At 75.9% G+C, this 15,647-nt stretch carries 11 protein-coding genes and 1 pseudogene; 2 read left to right on the top strand and 10 right to left on the bottom strand.

Annotated elements, in window-relative coordinates; all coding sequences use genetic code 11:
- Positions 1-117: 117 nt before the first annotated feature.
- Positions 118-1,046 (top strand): annotated as a pseudogene (locus GTY84_RS27845) (TIGR03619 family F420-dependent LLM class oxidoreductase).
- Positions 1,047-1,068: 22 nt separating this feature from the next.
- On the opposite strand, the gene GTY84_RS27840 reads toward GTY84_RS27845, so the two are convergent.
- The 9 genes from GTY84_RS27840 to fmt all read right to left on the bottom strand — a co-directional run bounded on the left by GTY84_RS27840 (position 1,069) and on the right by fmt (position 11,439).
- Positions 1,069-2,766, bottom strand: a complete 1,698-nt coding sequence (locus GTY84_RS27840; protein WP_161229166.1) for an NAD(P)/FAD-dependent oxidoreductase — start codon at positions 2,764-2,766, stop codon at positions 1,069-1,071.
- A 63-nt stretch (positions 2,767-2,829) separates the two neighbouring features.
- Entirely contained in the window at positions 2,830-3,630 is an 801-nt protein-coding gene (locus GTY84_RS27835; RefSeq protein ID WP_161229165.1) for a carbon-nitrogen hydrolase family protein, read from the bottom strand.
- A gap of 258 nt (positions 3,631-3,888) precedes the next feature.
- A complete protein-coding gene (locus tag GTY84_RS27830) occupies positions 3,889-4,341 on the bottom strand; it encodes an Lrp/AsnC family transcriptional regulator (protein ID WP_161229164.1) in 453 nt (150 codons plus the stop codon).
- A gap of 198 nt (positions 4,342-4,539) precedes the next feature.
- Positions 4,540-5,982, bottom strand: coding sequence for a GuaB1 family IMP dehydrogenase-related protein (locus GTY84_RS27825; protein ID WP_161229217.1), 1,443 nt, complete (start codon positions 5,980-5,982; stop codon positions 4,540-4,542).
- Between the two features lie 184 nt (positions 5,983-6,166).
- The gene (locus tag GTY84_RS27820) at positions 6,167-6,511 is read right to left on the bottom strand and encodes a barstar family protein (protein WP_161229163.1); all 345 of its coding nucleotides are present in this window, start codon (positions 6,509-6,511) and stop codon (positions 6,167-6,169) included.
- A gap of 28 nt (positions 6,512-6,539) precedes the next feature.
- Entirely contained in the window at positions 6,540-7,583 is a 1,044-nt protein-coding gene (locus GTY84_RS27815) for a sugar-binding domain-containing protein (RefSeq protein WP_161229162.1), read from the bottom strand.
- Positions 7,584-7,661: 78 nt separating this feature from the next.
- A complete protein-coding gene (gene rpe / locus GTY84_RS27810) occupies positions 7,662-8,348 on the bottom strand; it encodes a ribulose-phosphate 3-epimerase (protein WP_161229161.1) in 687 nt (228 codons plus the stop codon).
- A 637-nt stretch (positions 8,349-8,985) separates the two neighbouring features.
- Positions 8,986-10,431: a transcription antitermination factor NusB gene (locus GTY84_RS27805; RefSeq protein WP_161229160.1), complete on the bottom strand. Its 1,446-nt coding sequence runs from the start codon at positions 10,429-10,431 to the stop codon at positions 8,986-8,988.
- Between the two features lie 75 nt (positions 10,432-10,506).
- On the bottom strand, positions 10,507-11,439 hold the full coding sequence (fmt, locus tag GTY84_RS27800; protein WP_161229159.1) for a methionyl-tRNA formyltransferase: 933 nt from the start codon (positions 11,437-11,439) through the stop codon (positions 10,507-10,509).
- A gap of 705 nt (positions 11,440-12,144) precedes the next feature.
- Here fmt and GTY84_RS27795 point away from each other — a divergent pair.
- Complete coding sequence (locus GTY84_RS27795) at positions 12,145-12,678, top strand: hypothetical protein (protein WP_161229158.1); 534 nt, start codon at positions 12,145-12,147, stop codon at positions 12,676-12,678.
- Between the two features lie 736 nt (positions 12,679-13,414).
- On the opposite strand, the gene GTY84_RS27790 is transcribed toward GTY84_RS27795, so the two are convergent.
- Positions 13,415-15,574: a primosomal protein N' gene (locus GTY84_RS27790; RefSeq protein ID WP_161229157.1), complete on the bottom strand. Its 2,160-nt coding sequence runs from the start codon at positions 15,572-15,574 to the stop codon at positions 13,415-13,417.
- Positions 15,575-15,647 lie beyond the last annotated feature (73 nt).

Genomic DNA, 15,647 nt, shown 5'->3' with positions numbered 1-15,647 from the left:
CCGCTCACCCAGGTCCCCCGGCCCCCGCCCCCCACTGATCGTCAACTCCCGTACGCTCACTGCTTGTTGAGCCTCGGACACACATGGGTGCCCCCACTGCGAACAGGAGCGACGGACATGGCGACACGACTCGGACTCGGACTGCCCCAGACGCGGCGGTTCGACCTCGGCAGGGACGTCCCGGACGTGGCCCGCGCCGCGGAACGGACGGGGTACGACAGCCTGTGGGTCTTCGAACGGGCCCTGTTCCCGGAACCGGCCACCCAGGGCCTCTACGGCATCGAGGGCCTGCCCTGGCCCGAATCCTACCGCGGGGTGGCCGAGCCGCTGGTCACCCTCACCCTCGCCGCCGCGGCCACCGAACGGGCGGAGCTGGGCACGAGCGTGCTGGTCGCCCCGCTGCACGTGCCGTTCCAGCTCGCCCGGACGCTCGCCACCCTGGACGCCGCGGCCGGGGGCCGGGTCGTCGCCGGATTCGGCACCGGCTGGTCCCACGACGAGTACGCGGCGGCGTCCATCCGCCCGTTCGCCGAGCGCGGCGCGGTGCTGGACGAGCTGCTGGAGGTGTGCCGGGCGGTGTGGGGACCGGACCCGGTGGCCCACGAGGGGCCGACCACCCGGATCGCGCCGTCCGCGGTCGGCCCCAAGCCCGCCCGGCCGATCCCGGTGCTGCTGGCCGCGGCCGGTCCCCGGGCCCGGCGCCGCCTGGTCGACCACGCCGACGGCTGGATGCCGGTGGGCGCGGGCGCCGCGCCCTGGCCGGGGAGTGGCGGTCGCTGCGCGAGCTGGCCGCCGAGCGGGGCCGCACCCGGCCGCTGCGCACGGTGCTGCGCGCCAACGCCCGCTGGTACCCGGCCCCGCTCGGCACCGCGGAGCGGCCCCCGTTCCACGGCAGCACCGGCCAGATCGCCGAGGATCTGGCGGCGCACGCGGCGACCGGGATGGAGGAGATCCTGATCGACGTTCAGGACAGCGCGCGCGACGCCGCGGAGCTGACGGACCTGGCCGCCGCCCTCTACGAGGCGGCGCGCGCGGCCGGGGTGTGAGGGGGGTCCGACGGGGCGGGGATCAGTCCTCGGGGAGTTCGACCGGCGCGATCTCGTCGTAGAGGTCGCCCGGCCCGGGGTTGGTGGGGTCCGTCCGGCCGCCGAGGTGGTGCATGACCCCCCAGACGGCGTTCAGGGCGGTCTGCACCGCGCCCTCGGCCCATCCGGCCGTCCAGGAGATGTCGTCACCGGCGAGGAAGACGCCCCGCTTGTCCTCGGGCAGCCGGTCCTGCATGAAGTGGGTGAACAGCCGCCGCTGGTAGCGGTAGTGGCCGGGGAGGTTGGCCTTGAAGGCGCCCATGAAGTAGGGCTCGTCCTCCCAGGAGACGGTCACCGGGTTGCCGATGATGTGCCCGCGGATGTCGACGCCCGGATAGATCTCCCCGAGCGAGGCCAGCATGACCTCCATCCGCTCGTTGGGGGACAGCGGCAGCCACTTCAGGCTGTCGTCGCACCAGGTGTAGGAGAGGCAGATGACGGCGGGACGGCCGGGTCCGTCGTCGAGGAGGTAGGTGCCCCGGGTCATGCGGTCGGTGAGCGTCATCGACATCACGTCCCGGCCGGTGGCCGGGTCGGTGTCCCGCCAGAACGGCCGGTCGACGGGGACGAACAGCTTGCTGGACTCCATGTAGTGGGTGCGCTCGACGGCCGTCCAGTGGTCGATCGGGAACAGCTCGTCGTCGCAGGCGATCTTGGAGAGCAGCATCCAGGACTGCGCCGTGAACACGGCGGCGCGGTAGGTGCGGATGTCGCCGCCCGCGTCGGTGACGGTGACGCGGTTGCCCGCGGTGCGGCCGAGCCGGGTCACGGCGGGACGGGGCGCGCCGCCCGGGTGCAGGGCGCTCAGCGAGGTGCCGTCGGGCCAGTGGACGGTCTTCTTCGGCTCGCGCTCCCAGAGGCGCAGCGGCAGTTGCTGGGAGCCGCCGACGATGCCGCGGTGGTGGTCGTCGGCCTCGGTGTAGACGACGCGCAGGATCTCCAGGATGGAGTTGGGGAAGTCGGTGTCCCAGCCCCCGGTGCCGAAGCCGACCTGGCCGAAGATCTCGCGGTGCCGGAAGGAGGAGAACGCCTCGGAGCCGCAGAGGAAGCCGTAGAAGGTCTGGTCGTCGAGCTTCTCGACCAGCCGGGCCCAGATCGCGCGGATGCGCGGCACGTCCCGTTCGCGCAGGGCGCGGTTCATCTCCGGGAAGTCCGCGTCCTCCGCGAGGCAGCGGGCCCAGGCGTCGGCCACGTCGCGGTAGACCCGGGGCAGGTCGTCGAGGGTCCTCGCGTAGTGGGACTCGCCCTTGAGGTCGACGACGGTGGACGGGGTCGTCTCGGCGAGCGGGTTGGGGAAGGGCCTGGTCTCCAGCCCGACGAGGTCGATGTAGTGCTGGAGCGCGGTGGAGGAGGGCGGGAAGCGCATCGCGCCCATCTCGGCGGTCAGCGCGGGGTCGCAGCCCTCGAAGCCGACGGTGCGCAGCCGGCCGCCGATCCGGTCGGCCTCGTACACCACCGGCCGCAGGCCCATCCGCATCAGCTCGTAGGCGGTCACGATGCCGGACAGTCCGCCGCCGATCACCGCGACCTCGGTGCCGTGCTCGGTGGCGGGGACCTGGCCGAGGCCCGCGGGGTGGGCGAGGAAGTCGTCGTAGGCGTACGGGAAGTCCGGGCCGAACATGGTGATCGGGGGCTGCTGACCGGCGGCGGGCTCAATATCGCGGGGCACCGTGGACGTCATGGGGTGCGGGCTCCTTGCGGGTGGAACGGGGGGTGCGGGGGTGCGGGAGGGGGTCCGGGCGGGTCAGACGCCGGTCCGGGAGAGGGCGCCGTAGAGGCCGGGGCGGCGGTCGCGGAGGTACGGGTTGGCCGCGCGGGACGCGGCGAGCGCCGCCGGGTCCGCCTCCGCGAGCAGCAGTTCCTCGCCGGATCCGGCACGGGCACGGGCGATGCCGTCGGGACCGGCGAGGACGGACAGCCCGAGGAAGTCGAACTCCCCCTCGCGGCCCGCCCGGTTGACGTAGGCGATGTACATCTGGTTCTCGAAGGCGCGGACCGGGACGAGGGAGCGGGCGACGAAGGGGAAGGGGTGCATCAGGGCCGTCGGCACCAGCAGCAGGTCGGTCCCGGCCAGGGCGTGGGCGCGGACGTTCTCCGGGAACTCCACGTCGTAGCAGATCAGCAGGCCGACGGTGAGCCCGTTCAGCCGGGCCTGGACGACGGGGCGGTCGCCGGGGGTGAAGTGCTCCTCCTCGAAGGCGCCGAAGAGGTGGGTCTTGCGGTAGTCGGCGAGGCGGGTGCCGTCGGGGGAGACCAGTTGGAGCGCGTTGTGCACGGCGTCCCCGGCGCGCTCCGGGTAGCCGTGGGCGAGGGCGATCCGGTGCCGGGCGGCGATCCGGGCGACCGCCTCGGCGGCGGGGCCGTCGGCGCGCTCCGCCAGCCGGGCCACGTCGTCGCCGATGGCGTAGCCGGTCAGGAACAGCTCGGAGGTGACGAGGAGTCCGGCACCTGCGGCGGCGGCCCGCTCCGCCGCCCGGTCGAGCACCTCCAGGTTGGCCGCGACGGAGCCGGGGCGTCCGGAGCTCTGGAGCAGGGCGGTGCGCATGCGGGGTCCTCGCCGGTCACGGGGGTTTCGGGGGGCACCGAAGACGCTACGGGCGCCCCGTGACGGCGACAAGAACCAGCCGTTGCGCGACGGCGCCCACTTCGTTGCGTCGCGGGCGCGGGGCGCGGCGATTCGTTGCGCCGCGCTTTCCCCCGCCGGGCCGTTCCCCGCCCGCACCGTGCCCGCTCGGCCCCTTTGGCCCGCCCCCGCTCCGGCCGCCCCCGCTCGGGAGCCGGTGGCCGCGCGGCGGGCCGCCGGTCACGCGGGTGAGCCCGAGGAGAAGCGGCGCAGCAGCGGCGACAGCACCAGCACCGACTTGGTCCGCTCGACGAAAGGCTCCCCGGCGATCCGCTCCAGGACCCGTTCGAAGTGCCGCATGTCGGAGGCGAAGACCTGCGCCACCGCGTCCGCGTCGCCGGTCACGGTGGAGGCGGCCACGACCTCCTGGTAGCGCTCCAGGCCCCGCCGGATGGTCTCCGGCGAGGTGTTGCGGCGGCAGAAGATCTCGACGAAGCCCTCCGTCTCCCAGCCGAGGGCGGCGGGGTCGACCCGGACGGTGAAACCGGTGATGGCCCCGGTCGCCCGCAGCCGGTCCACGCGCCGCTTGACGGCGGGCGCGGACAGGCCCACCGACTGGCCGATGTCCGCGTAGGAGCGGCGGGCGTCCTGGGCGAGGGCGCGCACGATGCGTTCGTCGAGGTCGTTCAGCACTGCGGGTGGTTCACTTCGCTTCCGGTACGTCCGTGGAACGGCCCGCGGCCCGGGCGGGGGGCGGCGGCCGTACCGGAAGTAGACCACGGGGGCGGGCGCGGTCCGAACAGCCCCGGGACCGGTCCGGCCCGCGCCACGCCGGGGGGTGCGGGACGGCACGCGGGGGCCCGGCCGGTCTCCCGGACGGGCCCGGCGGGATCAGGTCCAGCTCGCGTGCAGCGGCTTGCCCTCGGCGTACCCGGCGGCGCTCTGGAGGCCGACCACGGCCTTCTCCGCGAACTCCGCCAGGGAGGCCGCCCCGGCGTAGGTGCAGGAGGAGCGGACGCCCGCGATGATCGAGTCGATCAGGTCCTCGACACCCGGCCGGGCCGGGTCCAGGTACATGCGCGAGGTGGAGATGCCCTCCTCGAACAGCGCCTTGCGGGCCCGGTCGTACGACGACTCCTCCGAGGTGCGGTTGCGCACGGCGCGCGCGGAGGCCATGCCGAAGGACTCCTTGTAGAGGCGGCCGTCGGCGTCCTGCTGGAGGTCCCCGGGGGACTCGTAGGTCCCGGCGAACCAGGATCCGATCATCACGTTGGAGGCACCGGCGGCCAGGGCCATGGCCACGTCGCGGGGGTGGCGGACACCGCCGTCGGCCCACACGTGCTTGCCGTGCTTCCTGGCCTCGGCGGCGCACTCCAGCACCGCGGAGAACTGCGGCCGGCCGACGCCGGTCATCATCCGGGTGGTGCACATGGCGCCGGGGCCGACCCCGACCTTGACGATGTCGGCGCCCGCCTCGATCAGGTCGCGCACGCCCTCGGCGGAGACGATGTTGCCCGCCACCACCGGCACCCCGGGGTCGAGGTCGCGCACCAGCTTGACGGCGCTGATCATCGACTCCTGGTGGCCGTGCGCGGTGTCGATGACCAGCGTGTCCACACCGGCGGCGAGCAGTTGCGCCGCCTTGCCCGCCACGTCGCCGTTGATGCCGACGGCGGCGGCGACGCGGAGGCGGCCGTCGGCGTCGGTCGCCGGGGTGTAGAGGGTGGCGCGCAGGGCCCCGGTGCGGGTGAGGATGCCGGCCAGGCGGCCCTCGGCGTCGACGGCGGGGGCGTAGCGGCGGTTGGCTCCGTCGAGCGTGTTGAACGCCTCGCGCGGGTCCAGGGCGGCGTCGATGAGCAGCAGGTCCTTGGACATGACCTCTTCGAGCTGGGTGAAGCGGTCCACGCCGGACAGGTCGGCGTCGGTGACCACGCCGACCGGCCGGTGCGCGTCGTCGACGACGACCCCGGCGTTGTGCGCGCGCTTGGGCAGCAGGGCCAGCGCGTCGGCGACGGTCTGGTGCGGGGCGAGCACGATGGGGGTGTCCAGGACGTGGTGGCGGCCCTTGACCCAGGAGACGACCTCGGTGACGACCTCGATCGGTATGTCCTGCGGAATGACCACGAGCCCCCCGCGGCGGGCCACCGTCTCGGCCATGCGGCGGCCGGCTATGGCGGTCATGTTGGCCACGACCAGCGGGATGGTGGTGCCCGTTCCGTCCGGGGAACTCAGGTCCACGGCCTGCCGCGAGCCGACGGCGGAACGGCTCGGCACCATGAAGACGTCGTCGTACGTCAGGTCGTGCGAGGGCCGGATGTCGTTGAGGAAACGCACGTGCTGCACATCCCAGTCGTTCAGAGGTGGCCCCCCGACAGGTCAGCCAGGGGGAAAGAGCACGTACCTCATTGTCCCACGGACCGGTCCCGTCCGGCCCCGGGCGGATCGTCCAGGACCATCGGGACCGGCCTTGGAGAAACCTCCACACCCCTTGCCACCAGGGGTTTCGCGGGTCGCCGCGCTAGCGGGCGGCCCCGGCGCCGGGTCCCGGGGGGCCCAGCGTGACGAACAGCCCGGGACCCCGGTCCGTCGCCTCCGCGAAGACCTCCTCCGCCACGGCCCACTCCTGCGGTCGCGCCTCGGCGTACGCCCTCCACCCCCGGACCAGGAGCAGCAGCCCCCGCTCGGCGGCCTCCTCGGGCCAGACGGAGGGGTCGGCGAGGGAGTCCGCCAGCGCGTCCCAGTTGCGGCCGAACCAGTCGGGCAGGCCGAGGTCACGGACGCAGCGGTCCATCAGGCCCGCCTTGTCCGTGACCCCGTCCAGGTCCAGCGTGACCACGAGCCGTCCCGCGGGGTCGTCGGTCATGGTGCTCCTCCGCTTCGTCCGCGGCCCGTCACACGCCGTCCGGGTCGGTCCGGTTGAGTGTCGGCTTCGGCGTGCCGCCCGCGGTCATCAGGTAGTCCGCCGCCGAGGTGTCCGTCACCAGGCTGGTGACGAGCCCGGAGCGGAGCACCGCGTCGATGGCCGCCGCCTTGCGCTGGCCGCCCGCGATCGCCACGACCTCGGGGATGCGGCGGAGCTGGTCGGCCTTGACCGTGATGCAGCGCTCGCCCAGGTCCCGGCCCACCCGGCGGCCCTCGGAGTCGAAGAGGTGCGCGGACATCTCGGCGGCGACGCCCAGCGAGGCGTAGTGCGCGCGCTCCTCGTCGCTGAGCATGTCGTGCACCGTGGAGATGCCCGGCTCCCAGGAGCCGATGGAGACGCAGGCGACCGTGACCTTGTCGAAGTACTCGAAGGCCCGGGCGATCCCGGTCTGGTGGCGCAGCGCCGCCGCGGTGGCCTCGTCGGGCAGCAGCATCGGCGCGTAGATGGGGTGGGCGTCGCCGCCGGACACCTGGGCGGCGCGGCGGACGGCCTCGACGGAGCCGCGCTCGGCGGTCCCGGCGTCGTACACGCCGGTGAGCTGCACCACCGTGCAGGGCGGCAGCCGGTCCAGGGCCGCCGCCATGTGGATGGTGGAGCGGCCCCAGGCCAGGCCCAGGATGTCGCCCTCCTCGACCAGCTCGCCGAGCAGATCGGCGGCCACCTCGCCCAGGTTCTCGGGGTCGGGGTTCTCCTCCGCGTCCGCCGGGGACTCCACCACGACGGCGTGCCGGAGCCCGTAGCGGGCGCGCAGGGCGTCGGAGCGCTCGGCGTCCAGCTCGGCCGGCACCCGGATCTCGATTCGTACAAGGTCACGCTCGAGAGCGGTCTCCAGGACCCGGGCCACCTTGAAGCGGCTGACGCCGAACTCCTCCGCGATCTGGATCTTGGACTTGCCCTCGAGGTAGAAGCGGCGGGCCATGGCCGCCGCCTGGACCAGCTCAGCGGGTCCCATCCGCATGGCTGAACGGCCCGCCGACATACCCGACACGGCGTTCTCCTCACTGCTGTTCACACTCTGGATTCGCCGTTCATCCTCGCAGATCCGGCGCTGTTGATCAGCTCTGAAGGGAGCCGTTCACTTTCCGGTGGCTCAGTGGCCGCACGCCCAGGACGCCCCGGCGGTCGCCGCGCCGGCCTGTTCGCGCAGCGCGCGCACCGCCTCGGCCGGGTCGGAGGCCCCGTACACGGCGGAGCCGGCGACGAACACGTCGGCCCCCGCGTCGGCGCACCGCTCGATCGTGGAGGCCGAGACGCCGCCGTCCACCTGGAGCCACAGCTCCAGCCCGTGCTTGCTGATCAGCTCACGGGTGCGGCGGATCTTGGGCAGCATGATGTCGAGGAAGGCCTGTCCGCCGAAGCCCGGCTCCACGGTCATGATCAGCAGCATGTCGAGTTCCGGGAGCAGGTCCTCGTACGGCTCGACGGGCGTGGCGGGGCGCAGCGCCATCGAGGCGCGGGCGCCCTTGGCGCGGATCTCCCGGGCGAGCCGGACGGGGGCGGCGGCCGCCTCGACGTGGAAGGTGACGGAGCCGGCGCCGGCCTCCACGTACTGCGGCGCCCAGCGGTCGGGGGCCTCGATCATGAGGTGGCAGTCGAGCGGCGTGTCCGTCGCGCGGGCCAGGGACTCCACGACGGGGACGCCGAGGGTGAGGTTCGGGACGAAGTGGTTGTCCATGACGTCCACGTGGAGCCAGTCGGCTCCCTCGACGGCCCTGGCCTCGTCGGCGAGGCGGGCGAAGTCGGCGGACAGGATGCTGGGGCTGATCTGGGCGGGCATGGGGCCAAGCCTGCCATGCCCTCCGGGGGGTTGGGGGGGTGGGCCGTTCGTGGAGGGGGGTTCGTTGGCGGGTGCGGGTGCCCTGCCGGGCGGGGGGTGTTGTCCGGTGCGGGTGCGATGGGGTTCAGCGCGCAGTCCCCCGCGCCCCTCGTGGGCGGGTGCGGCCCCGCCCCTGGCCGCGAGCGGCGAGCCCCTGCCGGGCGAGGAGCATTGCCCGGCGCGGGTGCGATGGGGCTGAGCGCGCAGTCCCCCGCGCCCCTCAAGGCGGGTTCGCCCCACCTGTGGCTACGAGCGGCAGCCCCGCCGGGCCAGGAGCATTGCCCGGCGCGGGTGCGATGGGGCTGAGCGCGCAGTCCCCCGCGCCCCTCAAGGCGGGTTCGCCCCACCTGTGGCTACGAGCGGCAGCCCCGCCGGGCCAGGAGCATTGCCCGGCGCGGGTGCGATGGGGCTGAGCGCGCAGTNCCCCGCGCCCCTCAAGGCGGGTNCGNCCCNCCNNTGGCNNCGANCGGCAGCCCCTACCGGGCGAGGAGCGTTGCCAGGTGCGGGAGCCACGGGGCTGAGGGTGTGGCTCCCCCTTGCCCCTTCCGGGCGGGTGCCCGCCGTTTCCGGGGCGCGGGGCCGTTCCCGGCGGTGGGGGCTACGGGGCCGTTTTGCGGAGGAGGGTCAGGTACATCGCGTCCGTGGTGTGGAGGTGGGGCCAGAGCTGGATGTCGGGGCCCTCTCCCAGGTCGGGGACGCCGGGGAGCAGGGGGCGGGCGTCGATGGGGGTGACGCCGGGGTGCTGCTTGAGGACGTCGGCCACGACCGCACGGGTCTCGGCGAGGTGGGGCGAGCACGTGGCGTAGGCGACGACGCCACCCACCCGCACCGCTTCCAGGGCGCCGCGCAGCAGCCCCCGCTGGAGCGGGGCGAAGCCGTCCAGGTCCTCCGGGCGGCGGCGCCAGCGGGCCTCCGGACGGCGGCGCAGTGCGCCCAGGCCCGTGCAGGGCACGTCGACGAGGACCCGGTCGAAGCTGCCGGGCCGCCACGCCGGGCGGGTGCCGTCGGCGGTGATCACCTGGTACGGGCCCGGGTTGCCGGCCAGCGCCTTGGCGACCAGCCCCGCGCGGTGCGGCTGCTTCTCGGAGGCCAGCAGGAAGGCACCGCGCTCGGCGGCCAGCGCGCCCAGCAGCGCGGCCTTGCCGCCCGGTCCCGCGCAGCCGTCCAGCCAGCGCCGGTCCGGCCCCTCCAGCGGGGCGTTGGCCAGCGCCATGGCGACGAGCTGACTGCCCTCGTCCTGGACCCCGGCGCGGCCCTCCCGCACCGCCTCCACGGCGCCGGGCTCGCCGCCCTCGCTCAGACGCACGGCGTACGGCGACCAGCGACCGGGCAGGGCGGCGTCCTCGCGGAGGAGTTCCTCGGCGGTGGCGCGGCCGGGGCGGGCGACGAGGGTGACCTCGGGCCGCTCGTTGTCGGCGGCCAGCAGCGCCTCGATGCCCTCCCGGCCGCCGCCGAGGGAGTCCCACAGCGCGGAGACGACCCAGCGCGGGTGCGCGTGCACCACGGCGAGATGGTCCTCGGGGTCCTCGTCGTAGGGCGGCGCGACCCGCTCCAGCCAGCCGCCGAGGTCGTGCTGGGCGATCCTGCGGAGCACCGCGTTGACGAACTTGGCCCGCCCGTCGCCGAGCACGACCCGCGCCAGCTCCACCGAGGCGGACACGGCGGCGTGCGTCGGGATCCGCGTCCCGAGCAGTTGGTGCGCCCCGAGGCTCAGCACGTCGAGCACCGGCGGATCGACCTCCCGCAGCGGCCGGTCGACGCACTCGGCGATGATCGCGTCGTACGTCCCCTGGCGGCGCAGCGTCCCGTAGACCAGCTCGGTGGCGAGCGCCGCGTCCCGCGCGTCGAACTTCTCCGGCCCCTCCTTCTCGCGCGCCCTGCGCAGCAGCGGCGGCAGCACGAGGTTGGCGTAGGCGTCCCGTTCGTCGACGGCCCGCAGCGCCTCGAACGCCAGGACGCGGACGGGGTCCTTCTGGGGCCTGCGGTAGGGCTTGCCGGGCTTGCGGGTGCCGGTCCTGCGGGGACCACGAGGCTGTTCGCTCACGGAAAAGGTGCTCCGGGTGTGGGAGGGAATGCGCCCTCCAGCCTACGCGGACGGCCGGACCGCCGACGGCACAGGTCAGCCGCCGAGCCGCTCCCCCTCGGTGATCCGGACGCCGCGCGCCCAGTCCGCCGCCCGCATCGGCTTCTTGCCCTGGGCCTGCACCCACAGCAGCTCCACCGCGTACGAGCCGGTGCCGACGTGCACGCTGTTCTTCCCGGCCGCCAGCTCACCGGGGGCGAGCCCCGCGCGGTCGGGCACGGGCACGGCCTGCACCAGCTTGAGCCGCTCGCCCCGGAAGGTGGTCCAGGCGCCGGGGGCGGGGGTGCAGCCGCGCACCACGCGGTCCACCCGCAGCGCGGGCGCGGCCCAGTCGACCCTGGCGTCCTCGACGGTGATCTTCGGCGCGAGGGTGACGCCGTCGGCGGGCTGCGGCACGGCCTTCAGGGTGCCGTCCTCGATGCCGTCCATGGTGGCGGCGAGCAGCCCGGACCCGGCGAAGGCCAGCCGGGTCAGCAGGTCACCGCTGGTGTCGGTGGGGCGGACGGTCTCGGTGACCGTCCCGTAGACCGGTCCGGAGTCGAGCCCCTCCTCGATGAGGAAGGTGGACGCGCCGGTGATCTCGTCGCCGGCCATCAGCGCGTGCTGCACGGGGGCGGCGCCGCGCCAGGCGGGCAGCAGTGAGAAGTGCAGGTTGACCCAGCCGTGGACGGGGATGTCCAGCGCCACGCGCGGCAGCAGGGCGCCGTAGGCGACGACGGGGCAGCAGTCGGGCGCGATGGCGCGCAGCCGGTCCAGGAACTCCGGGTCCCGGGGCCGGGCGGGGCGCAGCACCTCGATCCCGGCCTCCTCCGCCCGCTCGGCCACCGGGGAGGCGACCAGCCGCCGCCCGCGCCCGGCCGGAGCGTCGGGCCGTGTGACGACGGCGGCCACCTCGTGCCGCCCGGAGGCGATCAGGGCGTCCAGGGCGGGAACGGCGACCTCGGGGGTACCGGCGAAGACCAGCTTCATGGGTGGGACGGGCCTCTCGGGCGGGGGCGGATGCGGGCGGCCCACCAGTCTACGAGCCCGTGATCGGCGGCGGGGCCGCGACGGCCGGGGAGCGGCGGACGGCAGGGCGAAGAGCACATGATGCCCGGACAGGGAGTCGCTGGGGCCGGGCGGAGAACGGCCGCGGGCCGGACGGGAAGCCACCGGGGCCGGACGGGGAGCGCCGCGCGGCCGGGCGGGCGGGCACCGGGCGGCCGAGCGGGCCGGGTGGCCGGAAAACGGCGGACAGCCGGACGCGGACCACCTGGTGGCCGAACAGGGAACGGCCAAAGGCCGCACGGGAATCCACCGGGCGGCGCGCGGGAAGCACCGCGCGGCCGGGCGGAGGGGGCACAAGGCGGCCGAGCGGGTGGGCACCGGGCTGCCGAGCGGGCCGGGCGAACCGGGAAACGGCGGACAGCCGGACGCGGAGCACCCGGTGGCCGAACAGGGAGCGGCCCGGGCCGGACGGGAAACCATCGGAGGTCGCACGGGAAGCGCCGCGCGGCCGGGCGGGTGGGCACCGCGCGGCCGGGCGGGCCGGGTGTCCGGGGGGCGCACATGTCAGAGTCCGCGCCCCCACCCCGTGACCAGCGGAGCGCCCACGCGTTGGTCAAGAAAGAGTTGACCACAGCGGGCCGTCCGCGCGGCCCGGTTCCTTTCAACGCCGGTTCGAGAGGCTTGTTCATGGCCGACCACGCAACCCACGACGCCCAGGCTCGGGCCAGCCTGCACCTGCTGGTGCGGGACATCGAGCGGGTCCGCCGGCAGGTGGACGCACTGCGCACCCTCACCGCCCAGTTGGGCAACGTCTACCGTCCGCGCCGCCCCGGCCCGTCCACGGGCTTCGTCGTCTACGGGCGCGCCCCCGCGCCCACGGTCCGCCTCGCCCAGGAGCTGCGGGACAGCGTCGAGACGCTGGTCACCGCCGCCGTGGACTTCGACCGCTCGCTCGGCTTCTCCTGGGACGCGGTGGGCTCCGCGCTCGGCGTCACCAAGCAGGCCGTGCACCGCCGCTACGGTGCCCGCCGCGCCGCGGCCCAGGCCGCCGCCGAGGCCGCCGAGCCGGCCGGGACGCGGACGGTCGACGTGAGCGGTCTGCCGTCCGGGGTGCCCACGGTGCCCGCGGCCCGCGCCATGCCGACCCAGCCGACGGCGGGCAGCCACGGCCTGCGGGACGAGGTCCGTCCGGCCCCGTTCCCGACCCCGCGCAACGGCTGACCACCGGCGGCCCTCCCGCCGTCAGGGGGCCGCCCCGCCCCGACCGGGCCCATGAGCAGCGCTCACGCAGGGTTCATGGCCCCTTCATGCCGGACCCCATGGCCCAACCGTGCCGGGTCCCTCCGCCCGGCCCACCGCGCCGGGCCCGCCCGACCTGCCCGGGGTCCCTCCGCCCACCCCTGTCCGGAGCCCCCTCCGCCCCGCCCCTCCCGGCACCACGCGCCGCCCACCTGGCCCCAGGCCGACCCACCTGCCTCACCCGGGGAACGCACACCGCCCCGCTCAGCCCCACCGGGAACCAGACGGCGCCCCACACAGCCCGACCAGGGAGCACACGTCGAGTCGCCCGTCCCACCGGGGGGTCATGCGCCCTGCCCCTCCCCACCGCAGGACCGCGCGTCACCCGCTCCACCGCGCTCGGGCCGCACGCCCCGGGCTCCATCCCGCCTCCCTCGGGGCACCGCGGTTCCCCCCGCCCCCGTCCGGAACCCCGCACCCCGCACCATCCGGCGGCCACGCGCCTGTTCACCCCGCCCGCACCGGACTACGCCCCCTCCAGGCCCCTTCCATCCGGGCCGCCTCCGCTTCCCCACCCGGTCCGGAATGCCTCACGAACCTCCCCGGGTGACGCCCGGCCACCTGTCAGTACCGCCCCGGCTCCGCCACGGGGCGCCGCGGAGCTCCGCCGCCCCGTGGCGGCGCCGTCCCCGGGCCCGGCAGGTGGTGGTCGCCGGGGTCAGCCGATGTCGAGGGGGTCGACGCGGACCCACACCCCGGCCCCCGGAGCCACGCTCCCCCGGACCGTCCGGGCGGCCCGCGCGGTCTTCAGGGCCGCCGCCAGCGCCGCCCCGCTGCCCGGCGGCACCCGGACCAGCGCCCGCTCCCAGTGCTCCCCCGGTGGTGGTCCCCCGGCCCGGCGCGGCCGGCCGGGGGGCGTGACGGGCAGCGGCACCGGTCCCAGCACCTCCGCCTCACGCGGCAGCGCCACGGTGCCGAGGAACTCCGCCACCGCCTCCGGCGGGCCCGCCACCGACGCCATCCGGGACACCGGGGGAAAGCCCAGCTCCGCCCGCTCGGCCAGCTCCCGCAGCGCGTGGCCCACCGGGTCCCAGCGCACCAGCGCCTGCACGGGACGCAGCGTCGGCTCGGCGACCACGACCACCGTGCCCCCGTCCGCCTGCGGACGCACCAGCGCGGCGGCGGCCAGCCAGCGCCGCAGCGCGTCCTCCCCCGCCCGCAGATCGGGCCGGCCGACCATCGCCCACCCGTCGAGCAGCAGCGCCGCCGCGTAACCGCCCTCGGCGACCGGCTCGGCCCCCGGGGTGCTCACCACCAGCGCCGGAGCCCCCGGCACCGTGTCCAGCACCTGCTCCCGCCCCGACGTACGGACCGGGACCGCGGGAAACGCCCGCCCCAGCTCCTCGGCCGTACGGCGCGCGCCCACCACCTGCGCCCGCAGCCGGAAGCCACCGCACTCCGGGCAGTGCCAGGCCCCCTCCTCGCGCCCGCACCAGCCGCAGCGCAGCGCCGCCCCGGACTCCCGCCCCTCCAGCGGCCCCGCGCACTGCCGGCATCGCGCGGGCGCCCGGCAGGAGGCGCAGGCCAGCCGGGGCACATAACCGCGCCGGGGCACCTGCACGAGCACCGGGCCGTGCCGCAGCCCCTCCCGCACCGCCTGCCAGGCCGGTGTGGGCAGCCGCGCGGCCCTGGCCGCCTCGTCCCGGGCCAGGTCGCCGTCCCCGACCGTACGCACCAGCGGCGCGGCGGCCCGTACCCGCTCCCGGGCGGCGACCAGCGGGCGGGCCCAGCCGTTCTCCACCAGCTGGGCGGCCTCCACGGTGCAGCCCCAGCCGCCGAGCAGGAACGCGCACCGGTCCTGGGCGGCACGCAGCAGGAGCACATCGCGGGCGTGCGGCTGGGGGGCGTGCTGCTCGCTGTGGCTGTCGTCCCCGTCGTCCCAGAGGGCGACCAGGCCGAGGTCCCGCACCGGGGCGAACATCGCCGCGCGGGTCCCGATCGCCGCCCGGACGCCGCCCCGCCGGACCGCGAGCCACTGCGCGTACCGCTTCTCGGGGCCCGCGTCGGCGGTGAGCACCGCGTGCCGGTCCTCTCCCAGCAGCCCGGTCAGCGCCGCGTCGACCCGGGCCACCGCGCGGCCGTCGGGCAGGACGGCCAGGGCGCCCCGGCCCGAGGCCAGCGTCGCCGCCATGGCGCGGGCCAGTTCGTCGGCCCACTCGGGGCCGGGCAGCGCGTTCCACACGGCGCGCGGCGCCTCGCCCGAGGCCAGGGCGGTGAGGAACGCGGCCCCCCGCTCGTACCGCTGCCAGGAGCCCGGTCCGGGCACCGGGGGCGGGGGCAGCGGCTCGGGGGACGGCCGCCGCTCGGCGCGTGCGTTGCGCGGCGGAACGGCCAGTTGCAGCACGTCGGCGAGGCTGCCCGCGTACCGGTCGGCCACGGCGCGGGCGAGGCCGAGCAGCTCCTCGTCGAGCACCCGCTCCGGGGAGACGACCTGGGCCAGCGCGGCCAGCGGCCCGGAGTAGTCGGACTCCGCGAGCCGTTCGATCAGGAACCCGTCGACGAGTCCCCCGCCCTCGCGGCGCCCTTCGCGCACCCGGTGGCGGCCGGCTCCGAAGCGCACCCGCACCCGCACGCCCGGCTGGGCGTCGGCGTCCAGCTCGCGGGGCACGGCGTAGTCGAAGTAGCGGTCGAGGTGGAGGACGCCCTTGTCGACCAGGACCCGGGCGACCGGCAGCTCCCCGGCGAGCGGGGCGCCGCGCCAGGTCCGGGGCTTGGCGCGGGGGACCTCGGCCCGGCGCACGGTCTCCCGGATGAGCGCGAGCTGCTCCGGAGGCGCCCGATGGCCGCCGTCCTCCGCTGGTTCGTTCCCGCCGCTCACGCCTGCATTCCTACCAAAGACCTCGGACACCGCACCCCGGGGACCGGCCGCCCGGACGCCGCCCCGGCACGCC

Source organism: Streptomyces sp. SID8352, from assembly GCF_009862265.1.
Classification (GTDB): Bacteria; Actinomycetota; Actinomycetes; order Streptomycetales; family Streptomycetaceae; genus Streptomyces.
The sequence above is the reverse complement of the archived record's forward strand: the minus strand, read 5'-3'. Positions and strand labels throughout refer to the sequence as shown.

Bases quoted from the DNA above. Each gene is read 5' to 3' on its own strand.
- GTY84_RS27840 (WP_161229166.1), bottom strand. From the start codon at position 2,766: ATGACGTCCACGGTGCCCCGCGATATTGAGCCCGCCGCCGGTCAGCAG.
- GTY84_RS27835 (WP_161229165.1), bottom strand. From the start codon at position 3,630: ATGCGCACCGCCCTGCTCCAGAGCTCCGGACGCCCCGGCTCCGTCGCG.
- GTY84_RS27820 (WP_161229163.1), bottom strand. From the start codon at position 6,511: ATGACCGACGACCCCGCGGGACGGCTCGTGGTCACGCTGGACCTGGAC.
- rpe (WP_161229161.1), bottom strand. From the start codon at position 8,348: ATGCCCGCCCAGATCAGCCCCAGCATCCTGTCCGCCGACTTCGCCCGC.
- fmt (WP_161229159.1), bottom strand. From the start codon at position 11,439: ATGAAGCTGGTCTTCGCCGGTACCCCCGAGGTCGCCGTTCCCGCCCTG.
- GTY84_RS27795 (WP_161229158.1), top strand. From the start codon at position 12,145: ATGGCCGACCACGCAACCCACGACGCCCAGGCTCGGGCCAGCCTGCAC.